The organism is Wenyingzhuangia sp. 2_MG-2023, assembly GCF_030548295.1.
Lineage (GTDB): Bacteria > Bacteroidota > Bacteroidia > Flavobacteriales > Flavobacteriaceae > Wenyingzhuangia.
Window position 1 is genome coordinate 126187 of the sequence record NZ_JAUOSB010000001.1, and the last position, 20152, is coordinate 146338.

Sequence of the window (20152 nt, forward strand, 5' to 3'; positions counted from 1 at the left end):
GTTTGATCCTTGTTTAAAAGGACCAAACACCTTTTTAGTTATTCTTTAAATCCGTATAACGGACCATAATTTTTACAAGCTCTATAATCAGCCCCTTCTATTGCTTCTCCAAATGCAGACCATGCACTAGGTCTAAACACGTCATCTTCACTAACATTATGCATGTTTACTGGAATACGTAACATAGCTGCTAAAGAAATTAAATCAGCACCAATGTGTCCGTGAGAAATTGCTCCGTGATTTGCTCCCCACTTAGCCATTACCGTATAAACATCTTTAAAACAACCAGTTCCTGTAAGTCTTGGTACAAACCATGTAGTTGGCCAAGTTGGGTTGGTTCTTTCATTTAAAATTTCGTGAACATCATCTGGCAACTCAACACTCCATCCTTCTACTATTTGTAAAACAGGTCCTAATCCTTTTACTAGGTTCAATCTACACATAGTAATAGGCATAGATCCTTTGGTTTTAAATTGAGAAGAGAAACCTCCACCTCTAAAGTATTCACCAATAGCTGCAGGCCATTTTGTATTGTCTAAACATTTTTGAACTTCCTCTTCAGTAATCTCCCAGAATGGTTTCATTGTAGGATTTCCTTCAGCATCTGTTTGTTCTGCTGTTGCATCTAAAGTTGTAGAACCAGAATTGATTAAGTGAATAATTCCATTCTCAGCAATTCCTGTTAATTTTTTACCTGTAACTCTTTCTACAGACTCAGGACTCCAGTATGTACGTACATCAGAGAACAGTTGAGCTTTGTTGGTTAACAAGTGTCCAAACAACATAGAAATTGCATTTAAACAGTCATTTTCTGTAGCGAAAGTATATGCTTGACGAATTCCGTTCCAGTCAAAAGAAGAGTTTAAGATAGACTCCGTATAATCTGCATTTGGTTGATAATCTGTCCACTGACGTTGCCCTTGGAAACCTCCCATAATTGCATTTCTACCTTTAGACTCTTCACCGAATCCCATTTCTTTTAACTTAGGGTTTCCGTTCATTAAATCTTTACAGATCAAAGTCATTTTTACAACTTTTTCCCACTCAGCATCTTTTACTTCTGCTGATTTTTGTGTTTCTGGAGTGTTGTAATCTTTTCCTTCTTTACAGTTTTCTTTTGTCCAAGCTAAAGCTTTTTCAAATTCATCGTGATCGTAAATACCTTCATCCATACGTCTTAAAAGCTCTACAGACTCTACAAACTCTGCTCTAACTCCTAAGTAATCTTGTAAAAAGTTAACATCAACCATAGATCCTGCAATACCCATAGAACTATAACCTATAGATAAATAAGATTTACCGTTCATTTGAGCTACAGCTAACGCTCCTTTTACAAATCGTAAGATTTTTTCAGAAACATCTTGAGGAATAGTTTGATCACCACCGTCTTGAACTTCTTTACCATAGATTCCAAAAGCTGGCAACCCTCTTTGAGAATAACCTGCCAATGCAGCTGCTAAATATACAGCCCCTGGTCTTTCTGTTCCATTGAATCCCCAAACTGCTTTAGGAGTTAACGGATCTGTATCCATAACCTCTGTTCCATAACACCAACATGGAGTTACTGTTAATGAAACCTCTACTCCTTCTCTTTTAAATTTATCTGCACAAGCTGCTGCATCTGCAACACCTCCAATAGTTGTATCTGCAATTACGCACTCTACTTTTTCTCCACTAGGAAAACGCAATGTTTCTTCAATTAGTTTTGCTGCAGCTTTAGCCATGTCCATTGTTTGAACTTCTAAAGACTCTCTAACTCCTAATTCACGTCCATCAATCACCGGACGAATTCCTACCTTTGGTAGTCTCCCAATTAATCTACTCATGATTATAATGCTTTTTTATTTATATAAACTGCTCTAATTCTGTCAACTGCTCGTTAGACAATCCTGCTGGTTTAAATCCTGCTGCCCAACATGTTAACAATAATTTAGCTCCTTTGTTTGACACATCTAAAAAGTCCCATGCTTTCTCTACATCTGGTGCAGTTGCAGTTGCCCCGTGCTTTTCCCATAAAGAAACATTTCTTGTTTTAAAAGCCTCCATAGTAACCTCAGCCAATGCAGCAGTACTAGACAATGCATATGGTGTACAATGAACTCCTTTAGGTACAAATACTCTTACCTCAGGACACATCATCCACAATTGTCTGTTTAATTCTTCTTCGTTATCAAACAACTCATGGTGACTCATACAGATCAATTCAATTGGGTGTGTATGTACAACCGCTAAGTTTTCAGGATTGTTTATAGAATTAAATAAATGGATACTTGCATGAGAAATTAATTCACACGTAGGTCCAAAATTCGGTCTTTTTCCACCCCATATAACCGAATAAGCACTTGCTTCTTCATTAATATAAAGAATACATGACACCTCTTCTATCATATCTACTAAATCTCTTAAATAACATCCAGTTCCTGTAATGTAAATTACAAAACCTGCACATCCTTTAGGAAAATCAAAAGGAACTTCTTCTCCAATTCCTTTAACCTCTTCTTTATCAAAAAAAGATGTTAAGTTCATTGAGATATTTCCTGCGTTTCTTTCCGCCCATTCTCTTTGCCATAAATATCCTGCTACTTTAGATACTTTTTTCAACTCTGCTTGTACTTCTAATGGAAGTTTAATATTGCTCATGATATATTTTTTCTAAATTGTTATTTATTTTGTAAAATTAGAACGATAGGTTAGATTTATAGATATTTAAAACCTGTATATTTGTGTATAATTCAAACATTGCCAATATGAAATTTGTCCAAAACACAGAATTAGGAGATCCATCTGCTAACAAACAAAATTTTATAGATGTTAAATTAAAGCTGCTTTGCTGCCGTTACTGGTACTTGGATTTGTGGGATTGTCACGATATGATTTTTCCCTTTTGGAGACTGTACTGGAACAAGAATACCGGAGGACAATTAACCTTTCAGAAAAAAACGTATGAAATAGACCCTAACTATCTATACATTATATCTCCCTTTACTTCCTTTTCTACACAATTTTCAAAGAATCACAAATACAGTTCTGGAATACATGTGGCTGGAAAAAATCTATCCGAAAGACACAATATTGATTATTATGAAAAACGTTCTCTAATTCACTTTTTCACACATTTTAATTTAGGAACTCCTTTTGACAATGTTTTTCCTGGAATTTTTAAAATTGAATTGACCGATTATTTAAAAGACAAACTAAACTACTTAACAGAAAGACTAACTATTGAAAACCAAAACTTTAAACTCACCTTTAATTTAAAATTACAATCATTTGTAAGAGAAGCTATTTCTAACATAGGACCAGAGCTCTGGAAAACCATTAACATTGACGATCGTGTATTATTTGTACATAGATATATTGAGGCTAATATTGATAAAAAACTAAGCAACACTCAGCTTGCAGGCCTCGTAAACATGGCTCCAAATTCTTTCTCAAGACTCTTTAAAGAAGAGATGGACATTACATTACACAACTTTATTCAGAATAGAAAAATTGCAAAAGCTTGCGAATTATTTGAGCACTCAAACGCTACTATAGAAGACATCTCACACAACCTGGGCTTCTCAGACAGGTATCATTTCTCTAGAGTTTTTAAGACCATCACAGGTATTACACCCGCCAGTTATAAGTCTGGAAAATACACATCATAGTTCCAACTAACTTAACCTTAAAACAGCTATTCCGTAAACTTTTCTTAATCAACAACACAAAAAACAAATGTTTAAATTATACATAAAGTAGTTTGTTATAGATAAACACTAAACAGCATTGGTTATATAATTTTGAAACTCAACTATAATTTTTAAATTGAAGTCATTTTTAAACAATATTTAATTTTGTCTTTCCTTTATTAAAAATTAAACAATTTAGTCTTAAGAACACTATAACAACTATAACAATTTAACAACATTATGAAAGAATTTAAGCAATACATTAATGGTAAGTTTGTAAACTCAACTTCTTCTGACGTTACAGAAGTATTAAACCCTTGTACTGAAGAAGTTATATCTATCATTCCTGGAGGTTCTATTGCAGATGCTCAAGCTGCTGTTGATGCTGCATTTCACGCACAAAAAGACTGGAGAAAGCTAGCTGCAATTGAAAGAGCTAAATACTTAAACCAGATGGCGGATATTATCCGTGACAACAGAGTGTTTTTAGCAGAAACTTTAGCTACTGAACAAGCAAAAGTAATGAGTTTAGCACAAGTTGAAATTGATGTTACTGCAGAGTACTTTGACTATAGCGCTGCATGGGCAAGAAGAATTGAAGGAGAAATTATCCAAAGTGATAATCAAAAAGAACACTTATTCTTACACAAAATGCCTATTGGAGTTGCTGTTGGTATTTTACCTTGGAACTTCCCATTCTTTGTAATGGCAAGAAAAATGGCTCCGGCTTTGGTTACAGGAAACACAAGTGTAATTAAACCAAGTTGTATTGCTCCAAATACTGTTTTAGAATTCTTTAAATTAATTGAGAAAATTAATTTACCTGCAGGTGTAATTAACTACGTATGTGGACATGGTGCAACTGTTGGTAACTCTTTAAGTAGTAATTCAAAAACAGGAATCGTTAGTTTAACTGGTTCTGTATTTGCTGGACAAAAAGTTATGGAAGCTGCTGCTCTAAATATTACTAAGGTGTCTTTAGAATTAGGTGGTAAAGCTCCTGCAATTGTATGTGCTGATGCTGATTTAGAATTAGCAGCTACTGCTGTTGTAAACTCTAGAATTAATTTTAGTGGACAAATTTGTAACTGTGCAGAAAGATTATATGTAGAAGAGTCTATCCATGACCAATTCTTAGATATGTTGAAAGAAAAAATGTCTGCTGTAAAAGTAGAAGACGCTTTTTCTGAAAACAACCCAGACATGAGTGCTCAAGTATCTAAAATGCAATTAGACAAAATTGCAGAAATGGTAGAGTTCGCTAAGAAAGAAGGTGCCGAAGTAATTGTAGGTGGTGGTAAAGATGGATCTAAAGATAAAGGATACTATTTCCAACCAACATTATTAACTAACGTTAATAACAATATGCAAATTGCAAGAGATGAAATTTTTGGACCTGTTTTACCTGTAATGACATTCTCTACTTTGGACGAAGCTATTGCAATGGCAAACGACTGTGAATACGGTTTAACATCTTCTATTTTCTCTGAAAACTATAACAAAATTATGCATGCATCTATGGAGTTAGAGTTTGGTGAAACTTACGTAAACAGACAACACTTTGAAGCAATTCAAGGATTCCACGCTGGTTGGAAAAAATCTGGTATCGGTGGAGCTGATGGTAAACACGGTATGGAAGAATACTTACAAACAAAAGTTGTATACTCTCAATACAGATAATTTAAAGTAACTATTTAAATAAAAACACTATAGTTTACAAAAGCTATAGTGTTTTTTTTAAAAATTCAATAATAGCACATAAGTGCATTCATCTATTAACTATTCTTTACTATGAACAGCCAACAAAAAATACCTGTAGTTTCTAAAGAGGTTTTATTTCCTTTTATATTAATTACTTCATTATTCGCTTTATGGGGTTTTGCGAATGATATTACCAATCCTATGGTAGCTGCCTTTGCAACCGTTATGGAAATATCTACAGCAAAAGCTGCATTGGTACAATTAGCCTTTTATGGCGGTTATGCTACTATGGCTATTCCTGCAGCTTTGTTTGTTAGAAATTATAGCTATAAGAAAGGAATTCTTTTAGGTTTAGCTTTGTACGCTATTGGTGCATTATTGTTTTATCCTGCTGCACAATTTGAAATGTTTGGATTCTTTTTATTATCACTATACATTTTAACATTTGGATTGGCTTTTTTAGAAACAACAGCAAATCCATATATATTATCTATGGGTGATGAACGTACAGCTACACAACGTTTAAACCTTGCTCAAGCTTTCAACCCTATCGGGTCTTTATTTGGAATGTTTGTCGCTTCTAAATTTATTTTAACCGCATTAGATTCTGACAAAAGAAACGAAATGGGTGAATTGATTTTCACAAAACTAGATGAGGTTCAAAAAGTAGTAATTAGAACACACGATTTAGGAATTATTAGAAACCCATACGTAATACTTGGTGGGGTTGTAATCCTTATGTTTATTGTAATTCTTGTTTCTAAAATGCCAAAAAGAGATATTACTACTAAATACGGACCTGCTGCAGATTCATTCAAAAGACTTTTCAAAAACGGAAAATATAGAGAAGGAGTACTTGCTCAATTGTTTTATGTTGCTGCACAAATTATGTGTTGGACATTTATTATTCAATATGCTGACAACTTAGGTATCTCTAAATCTACGGCACAAAACTATAACATTATTGCAATGTCTATCTTTTTAGGTAGTAGATTTGTTTCTACTTTCTTAATGAAATACATCAACTCTAAAAAATTATTGACCATTTTTGCAATTGGTGCTATGATTACTATGCTAGGAGTTATTTTTATAGAAGGAACCTTAGGATTGTATTCCTTAGTAGCAACGTCTGCTTTTATGTCTTTAATGTTTCCTACCATATATGGTATTGCCTTAAACGGTCTTTCTGCAGAAGATTCAGCACTTGGTGCTGCCGGATTGGTAATGGCTATTGTAGGTGGAGCTTTAATGCCTATTTTACAAGGGATGATTATTGACATGGGAACTATCGGATCATTTGCTTCTGTAAACATATCTTTCTTTTTACCTTTTATTTGTTTCTGTTTTATTGCTTTTTATGGTTATAGAACTTTAAAGATTCATAGCAATTAAGAAATACATCTGATATTATATTACCTTATAGGCTAATAGTTCTTTCATGAATTATTAGCCTATATTTATATATAGTATTTTTAGTTCCTAAAATCTTAAACTCTAATACCGAATTATGAAACTTCATTTATTAGACAGAGGCAACCTTAACAATAGATCTTTTACAACCAAAGTGAACGATTATCCATATTTCTTAAAAATATGGCACTACCATCCTGAGCTAGAACTTGTCGTTATTTTAAAAAATGAAGGAACCTGTTTTGTGGGTGATAATATAGAAAAATTTGAGTCTGGGGACATTGTTCTACTGGGTAAAAACCTACCACACATGTGGTTAAATGAAGATGATTTTTTTAAAGCAGGAGTCAATCAATCCGCCATAGCAATACATTTCAAAGAAGATTACCTTGGAACAACTTTTTTTGAAACTCCTGAAATGGAACATATTTTAGCTCTTTTTAAAAAAGCTCGTTTTGGTTTAAAGTTTTTAGAAGTACCTAAAAAAACAATTAAAGAAATAAAATCTATGTTAAAGCTAGAAGGATACGAAAAAACAATTTCCTTTCTAAACATACTAAATAAATTAGCTAGGAGCAAACAAACAAAGTCGCTGACTAATGAAGGCTTTATCAATTCTTTTAAAACAACACAAAATCAGACACAAGACAAAGTGTTGACTTATATATTTAAAAACTTCAACAGAGTAATTACGTTAACAGAAGTTGCTGAATTAGCACATATGAATCCTACAGCATTTAGTCGTTATTTTAAACGAACAAATCGCAAAACGTTTTCAAGATATTTGGCTGAAGTTCGTATTGGATATGCTTGTAAATTACTTTTAGAAAACAAACATAACATATCTTCCATCTGTTACAAATCAGGGTTTAATAATATATCAAACTTTAACAGACAATTTAAACTTATCATGAATTGTTCCCCCTCAACGTACTCAAACAAACACACAAATAACCATTAAGAATTAAAACCAAACTTAATAACTGATTTTAAACCAATTACACCTTATCTTAAATTTAACAACAAATGCAATAATTGCTATTATTCTAAGTAAAATCAAGGATTAAAGCAAAAATAGTATCACAAATTATTAAATATTAAGAAGATTACCACTTCTATTCATTGTAAATTTGGAGCAAATAGTTATGCATTATAAATGGACAACTTAATCAAAAACTACAAAATTATATTTTTTAAACTAAATAAAATATGGAATTAACAATTAATCCAAAATATCCATCAGTAGATGATTTACGAAAAAGAGCGATGGTAAAAATGCCAAAGTTTGCTTTTGAGTATTTAGATGGAGGATGTAATGAAGACATCAATTTAGATAAAAACAGAACAGATATTCAGAAAATAGAATTGATGCCTCAATACTTGTCTAAGTTTGAAAAGTCAGAAATGAAAACAGAATTATTCGGACATACATATGATGCTCCTTTCGGAATTTCTCCTGTAGGATTACAGGGATTGATGTGGCCAAATTCACCAGAAATATTGGCTAAATCTGCAAAGAAACATAATGTTCCATTTATATTAAGTACCGTTACCACTTCTAGTATAGAGCGTATTGCTGAAATTACAGAAGGTAAATCATGGTTTCAATTGTATCATCCTGCAGAAGAAGCTATGAAACGTGACTTATTAGACAGAGCTGCTGCTGCGGGTACAGATGTATTGGTTATTTTGGCAGATGTTCCAACTTTTGGATATAGACCACGTGACGTACGTAATGGACTAGCAATGCCTCCAAGCATGAGTGTGAAAAACATTATTGAAGTAATGAAAAAACCTGATTGGGCTTTGCAGACTTTGATACATGGACAACCTAGTTTTAAAACTTTAGAAAAATATATGCCTAAAGGATTAAATTTAAAGAAACTAGGAGAATTTATGGACATCACTTTTTCAGGTAGATTAAACGAAGACAGAATTGCTTCAATTAGAGATCAGTGGAAAGGTAAATTAGTTATCAAAGGAGTTGTTAGCGAAGAAGATGCTCAGAAATCCATAGACTTAGGTGTTGATGGTATTATTGTTTCTAATCACGGAGGTCGTCAGTTAGATGCAGGTCAATCTTCTATTGTACCCATGACAAATTTGGCTCAAAAATTTGGAGATCAAATAAAAATCATGGTAGACTCAGGTTTACGTGGAGGTCCAGATATTGCAAGAGCAATGGCTAGTGGAGCTGAATTTACTTTTATGGGAAGAAGCTTTATGTACGGAGTTGGAGCTTTAGGTAATGAAGGAGGAGACCATACAATCTCTTTAATGAAAAGAGAGTTGTTACAGGTTATGGAGCAAATTTGTTGCCAAGAAACAGGTTCTTTCAAACCACATTTAATTAAATAATTGATACATACCCCTACCCTAGTTAAAAAGGCCAAACACAATATTGTGTTTGGCCTTTTTCTTATTTTATACTAATTGAAATACTTTTTCCATTTCAATCCACTTTTCTCCGTTCTTAGCCCAAGGCAAACCTTGTTGGTATTTCCACATCAATTGTTCCCATTCTTGCACTTTAGGATTGTTAGCATCCATTTCTGCTTTTTTATTCGGATCAAAAGTTTCATCACATTCCATAATCATAAACATTCTGTTTCCAGACAAATAGATTTGCATGTCTACAATTCCAGCATCTTTAATACTTGCCGTAATTTCCGGCCAAGCATTTCCTGCTGCATGATATTCTTTATATTCTGCTATTAACTTGTCATCATCTTTCAAATCACAAGTCAAACAATATCTTTTTATACGCATCTTTCCTTTTAATTTTTAGATTTTTTATAAGTTACCATTCCATATCTAGCAACAACAATCAAACAGATTAATGGTAAAACGAAAGAGATATTAACTTCAGGAATATATCCTAAAATTTTCATATCAGAGAACCCTGGTCCTCCCCAGTCTAAAATACTTCCTTGCAAAACAGGCATTAAAGCTCCACCTACAATAGCCATCACCAAACCAGCAGAACCAATTTTAGCTTCATCCCCCATATCTTTTAATGCGATTCCGTAAATAGTTGGGAACATAATCGACATAAATAAAGAGACTCCTACCAAAGAATATAATCCCAAAGTTCCTGGAAGCAAAATTGCTCCAGAACAAGCCAACACACCACCTATACCAAACATCATTAATACTTTAGAAGGATTCATTGTCTTCATTAATCCAGTTCCAATCCATCTACCAGATAAAAAGATAACCATGGCCGCTACGTTAAACCAAGTAGCTGTTAACGCTTCACTTTCTGTTAAACTCTCATTGATGTTATCTACATATTGAAAAATATAGGTCCAACACATAATTTGAGCTCCTACATAAAATGCCTGAGCAATAACCCCCTGAACGTAATTATTATTTGCAAATAATATTTTAAAAGATTCCGATAAACTCATTTTATCTTCTTCTGCAGTTTTAGGAATTTTTGTAAAAATAATTAGAACCGTAATGGCTACAACCACCAATCCTAAAACAATATAAGGAACACTAATCACACCCAAATCATTTTCTCTTACTATTGCTTTAGCAGATTCAGATAGGGTATCATAAACTAATTCTCCTGCTTCATTTTTATCATCAGATCTTAATGCAGAAATTACAAACTGTTGCGCAACAATCATTCCCATTAAAGAGCCAATTGGGTTAAAAGCTTGTGCTAAATTTAAACGTTGCGTGGCTGTTTCTTTATCCCCTAAAGCTAAAATTAAAGGATTAGAAGTAGTTTCTAAAAAGGCCAAACCACAAGTAATAATCCATAAAGACACCAAGAAATAATTGAACTCTTGAAAAGCGGCCGCAGGATAAAATAAAAAAGCTCCAATTGCATACAAAGCCAATCCTAAAAGAATTCCAGATTTATAACTAAATTTTCTAATGAACAAAGCAGCTGGCAATGCCATAAAAAAGTAACCAAAATAAAATGCGAATTGTACTAATGATGCTTGCATGTTAGACAATTCTGGCATTACTTTTTTAAATGCAGAAACCATTGGATTGGTTAAATCATTTGCAATACCCCATAATGCAAATAAGGATGTGATAATAATAAAAGGAAATAGCAATTCCTTGCTTACTACCGGTTTTTTAACTGTGTTGTTCATTCTTTTGTTAATTTTAATCAATTACGAATTACTGACAATATCCGTTATCTTGTGAAATCATATGTCTTTGAAAGTATTACATATGTCTTTTTAGTACTTTATCTTCATAAACTACTATTGATTCACTTAGATCAACCTTTAATCTTTTCAATCACTGTAGTAATTTCATTAAAAATTGACTCTTCTAACTTTCCTTCTTCCCAAGCATTTAACAAATCTATCATTTGTTCTTTTTTACTAGGTCCTACTACAACCCTATCAGCTTCTTTAGTAGAGAACACATATCTTAATGCCAATCTTGATAATGGAATATCGTGCTTTGTAGCAATCTTATTTATTTCAAGCGCTGTATCTACATCTAAATTAGTCACCCATTCGTTGTTTGGTCTTTCTTCATTGTATTGATCCAGTCGTCTACCTAACAATCCCATGTGTAGTGCAGATGCAGCGTAGTATGCTATATTTTCTTTTTGAATTTGAGGAATGTCTCTTTCAAAACCAGATAAATTACAAGCATCCATTTTTAAGAATCCAGAAAGCACATCAAAATTATCTTTGACCATATGTGGATAAAATGGCTCTGTTGGATTCCCTCCAATTCCTAACATACCTACTACTCCTTCTTTTTTTAAACCATTCAAACAATCCATAATCTCATCCATTCTTTCTACAGGCACCAAATGTGGTTCGTGTAAAAACAACAAATCAATTTTATCCACTCCAATTACCTCTAAACTTTCGTAAACGCTTTTTCGCATGGTTTCTGTTGAATAATCTACAACACAATCATCAGCTCTATCTGCTTTTAAACGTCCTACTTTGGTACTTATAAATGGTTTTTCTCCAGTCCATTCTTTTAAAGTTTTCCCTAAAAACTCTTGAGATCTATTGTAAGAAGGTGCAGTATCAAAAACACGAACTCCGTTTTCTAAAGCATAAGTTAATGTTTCCACAGCATCTTTTTCTGCGATAGGTCTCCAAACACCTCCTAACCCAGAACAACCACAAACTAATCTACTTTGGTTGTTAAAAAATTCACTTTTTGTATAATCTCCTTTTATGTAAGTTGGTTTTGTTTTCATTTTTTATTCTTTTATAAATTGTAAAACTTTACAGCATTTGATCCCATTATAGATTCTTGTTCATCTATGGTTAATGGAGCTATAAAATCGGTTGTTATTTTTCTTACTTTTTCATAATTACCGGCTACTAAACATACAGGCCAATCAGATCCAAATAAAATTCTATCAGCTCCAAAAACATTTAAAACCAATTGCATATAAGGCACCAATTCATGATAAGACCAAGTTTTGTAATCTGCTTCAGTAATCATTCCAGACAGTTTACAATACACATTAGAGTAACTTGCTATTTCTTTCATTAGCAATGCCCAACCGTCATAAAAACCATCTTTAATGTAGGGTTTTGCTATATGATCTATGACAAATTTGATGTTTGGAAACTTTTTCACAAACTCTAACACCGACCCTAATTGATGTGGAAACACCAAAATATCGTAGGTAAAATTGTATTGTTCTAGCTTAGCAATTCCGTTTAAAAAATCAGGTCTTAACAAAAAGTTAGGATCTGATTCTCCTTGAACTACATGACGAAATCCCTTTATCTTTTCAAACTGACTGTAGTGTTTCAAAACTTCATCAATATCAGCTCCTCTAAAATCTACCCAACCAACAATTCCTTTGATAAAATCGTTTTTAGTAGCTAAATCTAATAAGAAATCTGTTTCTGCCAATGTTTGGTCTGCTTGTACAGCTACACAGCCATCAATGTTGTTTTGTTGATAAACACTTTTTAAATCTGAGGGCATAAAATCCTTTCGAATTACTGCCATCTCATCGTCTATCCAACTATGTTTTACGGGTTCGTATTTCCAAAAATGTTGATGTGAATCTATATTCATAACTACGTTTTTATAAGTTTTCCAGGCAATATTTCACCCCTTTATTTTCTACTTCTTGGATTCTTTCTGTTACAAAATCTACCAATCCGTTGTAGATAGACAAATCATCTCCTACTATGTTTTTGTTTGCTAAAGTATGTGCTACCAAATCTTTTAATGTTTGATTTCCCTTATCTACTTTATCCCATTCCGTTTTAAAGAATTCCAATGCTACTGCATCATCATTTACAGCAATGGTTTCATTGTCAAAGCTTCCTTTGTAAAAACGAATCATACAAGCTAAAGAGAAAGCAATACGTTTGGGAAAAGTTCCATTTAAAGTGGTGTATTCTCTAAAAGCAGGTAACAATCTGGCCTGAAATTTAGAGGTACTATTTAGAGATATTGCTAATAAAAAGTGCTTTAATGTTGGATTCTTAAAACGATCTATCACCGCATTGACAAACGCATCTACTTCACTTTCAGAAAAATTAGTCAACGTTGGTTTTATTTCTGATGACAATACTTGCAATACATGATTGCTAACCAAAGCATCATCCATACTTTCTTTTACGGTTCTTAATCCTGATAAATATCCTACAGGAACCAATGAAGTATGAGCTCCATTTAGAACTCTAACTTTCATCTCTCTATAATCAGACAAATCATCTACAAACTGAACGTTCAAATCTGTTTTGGCAAACGGCAATTCTTCTTGCACCAAAGCAGGCCCTTTAATTACCCAACTATGATAATCTTCACCTGCGACCAACAAATCATCATTAAAACCAATTTGCTCAGTAATAGCAGCTTTTCTAGCTTCTGGAAACCCAGATACAATTCTATCTACCAACGTGCTGCAAAAGTAATTATGATCTACAATCCATGCTGCAAACTCTTGACCTAAATCCCAAAGTTTTATGTATTCTAAAATAGTTTTTTGTAATTCTACACCATTATTTTCTATCAACTCACAAGGCAATAAAACACACCCCTTGTCTGCTGCTCCATTAAAATGAGTAAATCTATGGTGCAGCCATAAGGTTAATTTTGCAGGGAATTCATGCGGAGGACAATCTGTTTGTTTATCTGTATTAGAAAATTTGATTCCCGCTTCGGTAGTATTAGACACTACAAAACGCATTTCCGGCTCTTCTGCCAAAGCCAAATATTCCGTCCATTGTGTATAAGGTTGAATAACTTTACTTACAGATTCTACCAAAGTAACTTCTGAAACCAACTTTCCATTTCTAACTCCATCTAAAGCTACATGAAACAAGCCTTCTTGCTCTCTTAACTCTGTATAATCACCTCTTTTTGTAGGTTTTACTACAGCAACACTACCATTAAAATCTGTTGATTTGTTCAATACATCAAACATCCAATCACAAAAGGCTCTTAAAAAATTACCTCCTCCAAATTGCATTACTTTTACAGGATATTTGACTGGTTTATTAGCTGTTGTTCTATTTAATGAATTCATTTTTTTACTAAAATTGAGTAATGAGTACACTTCACAAAAGTTTGTCTCATTATTTTTAACATAATTAATTAACTATCCATTCTAATACTGAGTCATCGTATGCCAATAACTCAGTATATTATATTTACAGAGACACTCCTCTTTTCCAAGGAATAAAATCATTATTTCCGTGCAATACAGCTTTTGATGGAGTTTCACCACTAGCCACTCTAATTACGTGATCTAATATTTTTTCTCCCATGGTTTGAATAGTATCCTCTCCTGTAATAACCGTTCCTGCATTGATATCGATAATATCGACCATGCGTTCATATAAATTGGTGTTGCTAGACATTTTTAATACGGGTGCTACAGGATTTCCTGTTGGAGTTCCCAACCCTGTAGTAAACACAACAATGTTACATCCAGAACCTACCAAACCTGTAGTAGACTCTACATCATTCCCTGGTGTACATAACAAATTCAACCCTGGTTTGGTCACCTGTTCTGTATAATCTAAAACTTCAACCACTGGAGAAGTACCTCCTTTTTTAGCTGCTCCTGCAGATTTCATAGCATCTGTAATCAAACCATCTTTTATGTTACCTGGAGAAGGATTGTTTTCAAATCCAGACCCCACAGCAACTGCTGCTGCTGAATAAGCTCTCATAATATTGTAGAACTTTTTAGCATCGTGCTCTGTCACACACCTATTGATGATTTCTTGCTCAACTCCATTTAATTCAGGAAATTCTGATAATACTGGACTACCCCCCAAGGCTACCAATAAATCTGATGCATATCCTAAAGCAGGATTTGCAGAAATACCAGAAAATCCATCAGAGCCTCCACATTCTAAACCAAGAACCAACTTACTTAATGGTGCCGGTTGACGAGTTAGTTTGTTTGCCTCTGCCAAGCCTATAAATGTATGTTTTACGGCTTCTTCTATCAAAGCACGTTCACTAGCACTTTGCTGTTGTTCTAAATAATGAACTGGTTTGTCATTATTAGGGGCAATAGCATTGATAGCGTTTTGCAACATTTCTATTTGTGCATTCTGACATCCTAAACTAAACACAGTAGCACCTGCTACATTTGGATTGGAAATATAACCCGCTAATAATTTACACAAAGTTTCAGAATCTTGACGAATACCTCCACAACCACCATCGTGCTTTAAGAACTTAATTCCATCTACATTTGGAAAGATTCTGTTTTTAGACATTTCTTCTTTAGTAGTAATGATGGGTGTATTGAAAATTTCATCAGTACTCGCTCCAGATTTGTATTGTTGGATTAAAGCATCTGTATCTACTGCAAAATCTTTTTTGGTTTCGTATCCTAACTTTTCTGACAAAGCTCCTTCTAAAACATCAATATTTCTGTTTTCGCAAAACGTTAAAGGAATTACCAACCAATAGTTAGCAGTTCCAACTTTTCCGTCTTTTCTATGAAAACCGTCAAAGGTTCTTCCTTCAAAATTAGAAATATCTGGAGCCGTCCAGGTAAATTTCTCTGCACTTTCTTTGTATGCTGCCGATGCGTGTTTTACGTTTTCAATAGTAATTGCGCATCCCGCTGGAATTGGTAATACTGCTTTTCCTATCAATACTCCGTACATAAAAATTTCATCTCCAATAACGAAATCGTACAAAGAAAATTTGTGTTTTTGTTTGATGTCTTCTTTCAACATCAAACTCTCTCCTGCTACTTCTACAAAAGTGTCTTTTGCCAATGCTTGAATGGCAACAATTACATTATCTTTTGGATCTATTTGTGCGTACTGAGTTGACATATATTTACCCTCTTACTTTTTTTATTGTTTCTAAAGCTTTTGCTACTGTTTTTTCTAAACCTGCAAAGTCTTGATCTGCTAAAATTTGTTTGCTAATTAATTGAGACCCCATTCCAACACAAACCACACCAGCATCAAACCAGCCTTTTAAGTTATCTTCTTCTGTTGTAACTCCACCTGTAGGCATGATAGATGTCCATGGTTGAGGCCCTACAATTCCTTTTACAAAATTTGGTCCGTATAAATTTCCTGGAAATAATTTTACAATTTCACATCCTAGTTCCTCTGCTCTTGCAATTTCTGTCAACGTTCCACAACCTGGATTCCAAGCTACTTTACGTCTGTTACAAGCAATCGCAATATCTTCTCTAAACACAGGTGTTACTATAAAATTAGCACCCAAAGACATGTACAATGAAGCAGCTGCAGCATCTGTAATAGATCCTACACCCATAATCATCCCTGGTAATTCTGCAATGGCATATTTTGTCAATGCAGCAAAAACTTCGTGAGCAAAATCTCCTCTAGCGGTAAACTCTAACAGACGAGCTCCACCATCGTAACATGCTTTTAATACTTTTTTTCCTAATTCAATATCTGGATGGTAAAACAAAGGAACCATTCCTGTTTCTTTCATCACTTGTGCTACTTCTATTCTTGAAAACTGTGCCATTTTTTTAATCTTTATTCGTTTAACTTTTTAATTTGTTTGCCTAATCTATTGTTTAATTGTTTGTTTTGCATTTAACAATCAAACCACATCACCTTACCTGTCTACCAATGCAGATCCGTCACTTTCCATAAAATCGATGACTTCTTGTTTAGAAGCTCTGTTTACATCTCCAAAAATGGTGTGCTTAATTACACAAGCAGCAGTTGCAAAAGCTACTGCTTTTTGCAAATCGTTTTTATAATCTATCAGACCATATAACAATCCTCCCATAAAAGCATCTCCTGTACCTACTCTATCTACTACTGGTGAAACTTCATTAATTCTTGCTCTGTATAACTGATTGTTTTTGTACAATAGACCACCAATACGTTGGTGAGATGCATTTACGGAATTTCTAAACGTCATTCCGATAGTGTGTACATTTGGCAACAACTCTATAATTTTGTCAAACTGTTTTTTTACTTCTTCATCTTTGCTATAATCTGGGTTGATTTTAGCTTTTCCTAGCATAAACATTGCTGTATCAACATCCGCTAAAATAACATTGCTGTATTTCAACAAAGCTGGCATCACCTCTTTCGGTTCTTTACCATATTTCCAAAGTTTACTTCTATAGTTTAAATCTGTAGAAATAGTCAAACCTCTTTCTGCTGCTGCTTTTACAGCTTCTAAGCAAGTGTCTGCTGCATTTTGAGACAATGCAGGAGTAATACCACTCCAATGAAACCAAGTTGCTCCTTTAAAAATTGTATCCCAATCAAATTGACCTGGTTGCACTTCTGACATAGCTGAATTGGCTCTATCGTATACAACAGCACTGTTTCTTCCAGAAGCTCCGTGTTCTAAAAAATACAATCCTAATCGGCTTCCTTGTCTTAAAATATACTTGGCTCCTACATTTCTACTTCTAATGCTTTGCAGCACACAATCTCCAATAGCATTGTTGGGAACTGCTGAAATAAATTGAGCTCTAATTCCGTAATTTGCTAAAGAAGCTGCTACGTTAAATTCTCCACCTCCATAGATAACTTCTAAAGAATTGGCTTGACTAAACCTTAGGTGATTGGGAGGAGACAATCTTCCCAAAATCTCACCAAAAGTGATGACTTTATGCTTTGTTGAGAACATAGTAATTGTTAATTTTTGGTTTGGTTAATTTCTATATAAAATCTACAGTTGCTTTGATAACTCCAGTAGCTGGTTTTGTCCAACTATCAAAATTTTCAATCATTTCTGTAAAAGGAACATTGTGTGTAATAAATGAGCTTGTTGGGAATTGGTCTAACACACTAATTACATGTTCAAAATCTTCGGTAGTTGCATTTCTACTACACATAATAGTAGTTTCCTTTGCATGAATTTTTGGATGTGCAAAAGTCAAATCACCCTTAGACAATCCAACCAATACATAACGTCCTCCATGAGACATATAATCTGGTCCTATTTCTAATGCACCTTTAAATCCAGTAGCATCAAACACAGCAGTTGCCATGTCTCCATTTGTAATTTCAGCAATTTTCTCAACAGGATTGTTGTTTACATTAATTACATAATCTGCTCCAATTTCTTCTTTTGTATATTTTAAACGATCATCATTTACATCCAAAACAATAACTTTAGCACCTGCAATTTGTGCTAATTTCACCATTCCTATTCCGATAGGTCCACAACCCACAACAACAACTGTTTCATCTTTCTGAACATTTGCTCTACGAATGGCATGTGCACCAATTGCCAAAGGTTCTACAATAGCCATTTGATCATCTGACAACTCATTTGCTGGCAACAATAAATCTTGACGAACTGTGATAAACTCTTGCATACCTCCATCAGAATGTACACCTAGCACACTAATATTTGTACAACAATTTGTTTTTCCATTTCTACAAGCAATACACTTTCCACAACTAACGTATGGCATAACCACTACATTGTCTCCTGCTTTCAATCCTCTTTCATTTTCTCCAATCTCTACAATTTCAGAAGCCAATTCGTGCCCTAAAATTCTTGGATACGTGAAAAATGCTTGGTTTCCAGAATAAGCATGCAAATCTGTACCACAAATCCCTACTTTTTTCACTCTTAACAAAGCTTCATTTTCTTTACGAACAGGAGCTTCTTTTTCCTTTAATAAAAACTTTCCAGGTTCTTCACAAACTATGTATTTCATCTTATTATTTGAATTTAAATTCTTTGTTCAAACGTTTGAACAAAAGGGTTAAAAAAATTAACAACCGAAAAAACATCAATTATTAATCTCACAACTTTCGCACATTAAACATCCTATATGTTGAATAAAACAATTAGAATATTTACATTTGCTCAAACGTTTGAACAAATATAGTAATATTTTGAATATGAAAAAGAAAACCACAATAAAAGATATTGCTAATGTTTTGAAGATTACCCCCTCAGCTGTTTCTAGAGCTCTACACAACCATCCTAGAATTAGCGACAAAACCAAAGAAGCCGTAAAAAAAGTAGCCAAAGAACTTGAATACCAACCCAACCAATTGGCATCTGCTTTGCGAAGTGGAAAAAGTAAATTGGTAGGAGTTATTGTACCTAGAACCAATAGTTATTTCTTCTCTTCTGTAGTAGAAAACATGGAAGAAGAATTGAATAAAAAAGGCTACAATGTAATCTTTACACAATCTAACGAATCTTACGACAAAGAATGTAGAAATATCGAAACTTTACTACAAACTCAAGTTGATGGTATTATCGCATCATTAACCAACGAAACCGTTGACTTTAGTCATTATGAAAAAATTAAAGCTAAAGAGATTCCTCTAATTTTATACGATAGAGGTGATAATGACATTGGTGTTGATTATATTGGTATTGACGATTACAAAAGTAGTCACATTGTGGTAGACCATATGGTAGCACAAGGATGTAAAAGAATTGCTCACATTGCTGGTTACAGACATACACGAATATACAACAACCGTATTAGAGGCTATATTGATGCGCTTGAAAAACACAATTTACCTCTTGAGAAAGAATTGATACTAGAAGGAGATCTTACTGTTGAAGGAGGTAGACAAAAAATGAAAGAACTTTTAAAACTTCCTAAAAGACCTGATGGTGTTTATGCTGCTGGTGATTATGCTGCTTTAGGAGCTTTACAAGTTTTGCTAGAAAACAACGTAAAAGTACCCGAAGAAATTGCCTTGGTCGGTTTTAGTAACGAGCCCTTTACCTCTTTGGTTACACCTGCCATATCTACCATTTACCAACACAACGAAGAAATTGGAAAATTAGTAGCTAAGCAATTTTTAAAAAGAGAAAAGGACAAAACATGGAAACCAAAACTAAATAAAATTATTTTAGATGCCGAACTTATAGTCCGAGCATCCTCTAAAAAAAAGAATTAAAAAAGGTTTTGCCCTAAGACAAAACCTTTTAACAAAACCAAA

General features: G+C 33.7%; 17 protein-coding genes. 6 read left to right on the forward strand and 11 right to left on the reverse strand.

Translation table 11 applies throughout. The features are described from left to right. Positions 1–38 precede the first annotated feature (38 nt). A complete protein-coding gene (locus tag Q4548_RS00470) occupies positions 39–1826 on the reverse strand; it encodes an L-fucose isomerase (protein WP_303450109.1) in 1788 nt (595 codons plus the stop codon). Positions 1827–1845: 19 nt separating this feature from the next. Further along, a complete protein-coding gene (gene rhaD / locus Q4548_RS00475) occupies positions 1846–2640 on the reverse strand; it encodes a rhamnulose-1-phosphate aldolase (protein WP_303450111.1) in 795 nt (264 codons plus the stop codon). 107 nt (positions 2641–2747) lie between these two features. Here rhaD and Q4548_RS00480 point away from each other — a divergent pair, with 107 nt between their 5' ends. The 5 genes from Q4548_RS00480 (at position 2748) to Q4548_RS00500 (ending at position 9140) form a co-directional block, all read left to right on the forward strand. Next, the gene (locus tag Q4548_RS00480; protein WP_303450114.1) at positions 2748–3650 is read left to right on the forward strand and encodes a helix-turn-helix domain-containing protein; all 903 of its coding nucleotides are present in this window, start codon (positions 2748–2750) and stop codon (positions 3648–3650) included. A gap of 261 nt (positions 3651–3911) precedes the next feature. Continuing rightward, positions 3912–5351: an aldehyde dehydrogenase gene (gene aldA, locus Q4548_RS00485; RefSeq protein WP_303450117.1), complete on the forward strand. Its 1440-nt coding sequence runs from the start codon at positions 3912–3914 to the stop codon at positions 5349–5351. Positions 5352–5462: 111 nt separating this feature from the next. Further along, positions 5463–6764 (forward strand): L-fucose:H+ symporter permease, encoded by a 1302-nt coding sequence (fucP, locus tag Q4548_RS00490; protein ID WP_303450120.1) that lies wholly within the window; start codon positions 5463–5465, stop codon positions 6762–6764. 115 nt (positions 6765–6879) lie between these two features. Then, positions 6880–7743, forward strand: coding sequence for an AraC family transcriptional regulator (locus Q4548_RS00495; protein ID WP_303450122.1), 864 nt, complete (start codon positions 6880–6882; stop codon positions 7741–7743). A gap of 248 nt (positions 7744–7991) precedes the next feature. Beyond that, on the forward strand, positions 7992–9140 hold the full coding sequence (locus Q4548_RS00500) for an alpha-hydroxy acid oxidase (RefSeq protein ID WP_303450125.1): 1149 nt from the start codon (positions 7992–7994) through the stop codon (positions 9138–9140). Between the two features lie 66 nt (positions 9141–9206). Here Q4548_RS00500 and Q4548_RS00505 read toward each other — a convergent pair whose 3' ends face one another. The 9 genes from Q4548_RS00505 to Q4548_RS00545 all read right to left on the reverse strand — a co-directional run bounded on the left by Q4548_RS00505 (position 9207) and on the right by Q4548_RS00545 (position 18900). Further along, positions 9207–9551 (reverse strand): L-rhamnose mutarotase, encoded by a 345-nt coding sequence (locus Q4548_RS00505; RefSeq protein ID WP_303450127.1) that lies wholly within the window; start codon positions 9549–9551, stop codon positions 9207–9209. 8 nt (positions 9552–9559) lie between these two features. After that, positions 9560–10897, reverse strand: coding sequence for an L-fucose:H+ symporter permease (gene fucP, locus Q4548_RS00510; protein WP_303450129.1), 1338 nt, complete (start codon positions 10895–10897; stop codon positions 9560–9562). Positions 10898–11028: 131 nt separating this feature from the next. Further along, a complete protein-coding gene (locus Q4548_RS00515) occupies positions 11029–11979 on the reverse strand; it encodes an aldo/keto reductase (RefSeq protein WP_303450131.1) in 951 nt (316 codons plus the stop codon). A gap of 11 nt (positions 11980–11990) precedes the next feature. Next, positions 11991–12818 (reverse strand): amidohydrolase, encoded by an 828-nt coding sequence (locus Q4548_RS00520; RefSeq protein WP_303450134.1) that lies wholly within the window; start codon positions 12816–12818, stop codon positions 11991–11993. Between the two features lie 10 nt (positions 12819–12828). Beyond that, positions 12829–14280: a tagaturonate reductase gene (locus Q4548_RS00525; RefSeq protein WP_303450137.1), complete on the reverse strand. Its 1452-nt coding sequence runs from the start codon at positions 14278–14280 to the stop codon at positions 12829–12831. Between the two features lie 124 nt (positions 14281–14404). Beyond that, positions 14405–16057 carry a UxaA family hydrolase gene (locus Q4548_RS00530; protein WP_303450139.1) on the reverse strand — a complete coding sequence of 551 codons (1653 nt, stop codon included), beginning with the start codon at positions 16055–16057 and terminating at the stop codon, positions 14405–14407. A gap of 4 nt (positions 16058–16061) precedes the next feature. Next, positions 16062–16730, reverse strand: a complete 669-nt coding sequence (locus Q4548_RS00535) for a bifunctional 4-hydroxy-2-oxoglutarate aldolase/2-dehydro-3-deoxy-phosphogluconate aldolase (RefSeq protein WP_303450141.1) — start codon at positions 16728–16730, stop codon at positions 16062–16064. 93 nt (positions 16731–16823) lie between these two features. Next, positions 16824–17858 carry a sugar kinase gene (locus Q4548_RS00540; RefSeq protein ID WP_303450143.1) on the reverse strand — a complete coding sequence of 345 codons (1035 nt, stop codon included), beginning with the start codon at positions 17856–17858 and terminating at the stop codon, positions 16824–16826. A gap of 31 nt (positions 17859–17889) precedes the next feature. Further along, positions 17890–18900: a zinc-binding alcohol dehydrogenase family protein gene (locus Q4548_RS00545; RefSeq protein WP_303450145.1), complete on the reverse strand. Its 1011-nt coding sequence runs from the start codon at positions 18898–18900 to the stop codon at positions 17890–17892. Between the two features lie 187 nt (positions 18901–19087). On the opposite strand from Q4548_RS00545, the gene Q4548_RS00550 reads away from it, so the two are divergent. After that, the gene (locus Q4548_RS00550) at positions 19088–20110 is read left to right on the forward strand and encodes a LacI family DNA-binding transcriptional regulator (RefSeq protein ID WP_303450149.1); all 1023 of its coding nucleotides are present in this window, start codon (positions 19088–19090) and stop codon (positions 20108–20110) included. The last annotated feature ends 42 nt before the right edge of the window (positions 20111–20152 follow it).

What these genes read in the sequence shown, in the direction of transcription:
- fucP (WP_303450129.1), bottom strand. Translation starts at nt 10,897, where the DNA reads ATGAACAACACAGTTAAAAAACCGGTAGTAAGCAAGGAATTGCTATTT.
- Q4548_RS00470 (WP_303450109.1), bottom strand. Translation starts at nt 1,826, where the DNA reads ATGAGTAGATTAATTGGGAGACTACCAAAGGTAGGAATTCGTCCGGTG.
- Q4548_RS00495 (WP_303450122.1), top strand. Translation starts at nt 6,880, where the DNA reads ATGAAACTTCATTTATTAGACAGAGGCAACCTTAACAATAGATCTTTT.
- Q4548_RS00550 (WP_303450149.1), top strand. Translation starts at nt 19,088, where the DNA reads ATGAAAAAGAAAACCACAATAAAAGATATTGCTAATGTTTTGAAGATT.
- rhaD (WP_303450111.1), bottom strand. Translation starts at nt 2,640, where the DNA reads ATGAGCAATATTAAACTTCCATTAGAAGTACAAGCAGAGTTGAAAAAA.
- Q4548_RS00520 (WP_303450134.1), bottom strand. Translation starts at nt 12,818, where the DNA reads ATGAATATAGATTCACATCAACATTTTTGGAAATACGAACCCGTAAAA.
- fucP (WP_303450120.1), top strand. Translation starts at nt 5,463, where the DNA reads ATGAACAGCCAACAAAAAATACCTGTAGTTTCTAAAGAGGTTTTATTT.
- Q4548_RS00480 (WP_303450114.1), top strand. Translation starts at nt 2,748, where the DNA reads ATGAAATTTGTCCAAAACACAGAATTAGGAGATCCATCTGCTAACAAA.
- Q4548_RS00540 (WP_303450143.1), bottom strand. Translation starts at nt 17,858, where the DNA reads ATGTTCTCAACAAAGCATAAAGTCATCACTTTTGGTGAGATTTTGGGA.
- Q4548_RS00535 (WP_303450141.1), bottom strand. Translation starts at nt 16,730, where the DNA reads ATGGCACAGTTTTCAAGAATAGAAGTAGCACAAGTGATGAAAGAAACA.
- Q4548_RS00545 (WP_303450145.1), bottom strand. Translation starts at nt 18,900, where the DNA reads ATGAAATACATAGTTTGTGAAGAACCTGGAAAGTTTTTATTAAAGGAA.
- Q4548_RS00515 (WP_303450131.1), bottom strand. Translation starts at nt 11,979, where the DNA reads ATGAAAACAAAACCAACTTACATAAAAGGAGATTATACAAAAAGTGAA.
- Q4548_RS00500 (WP_303450125.1), top strand. Translation starts at nt 7,992, where the DNA reads ATGGAATTAACAATTAATCCAAAATATCCATCAGTAGATGATTTACGA.
- aldA (WP_303450117.1), top strand. Translation starts at nt 3,912, where the DNA reads ATGAAAGAATTTAAGCAATACATTAATGGTAAGTTTGTAAACTCAACT.
- Q4548_RS00530 (WP_303450139.1), bottom strand. Translation starts at nt 16,057, where the DNA reads ATGTCAACTCAGTACGCACAAATAGATCCAAAAGATAATGTAATTGTT.
- Q4548_RS00525 (WP_303450137.1), bottom strand. Translation starts at nt 14,280, where the DNA reads ATGAATTCATTAAATAGAACAACAGCTAATAAACCAGTCAAATATCCT.
- Q4548_RS00505 (WP_303450127.1), bottom strand. Translation starts at nt 9,551, where the DNA reads ATGCGTATAAAAAGATATTGTTTGACTTGTGATTTGAAAGATGATGAC.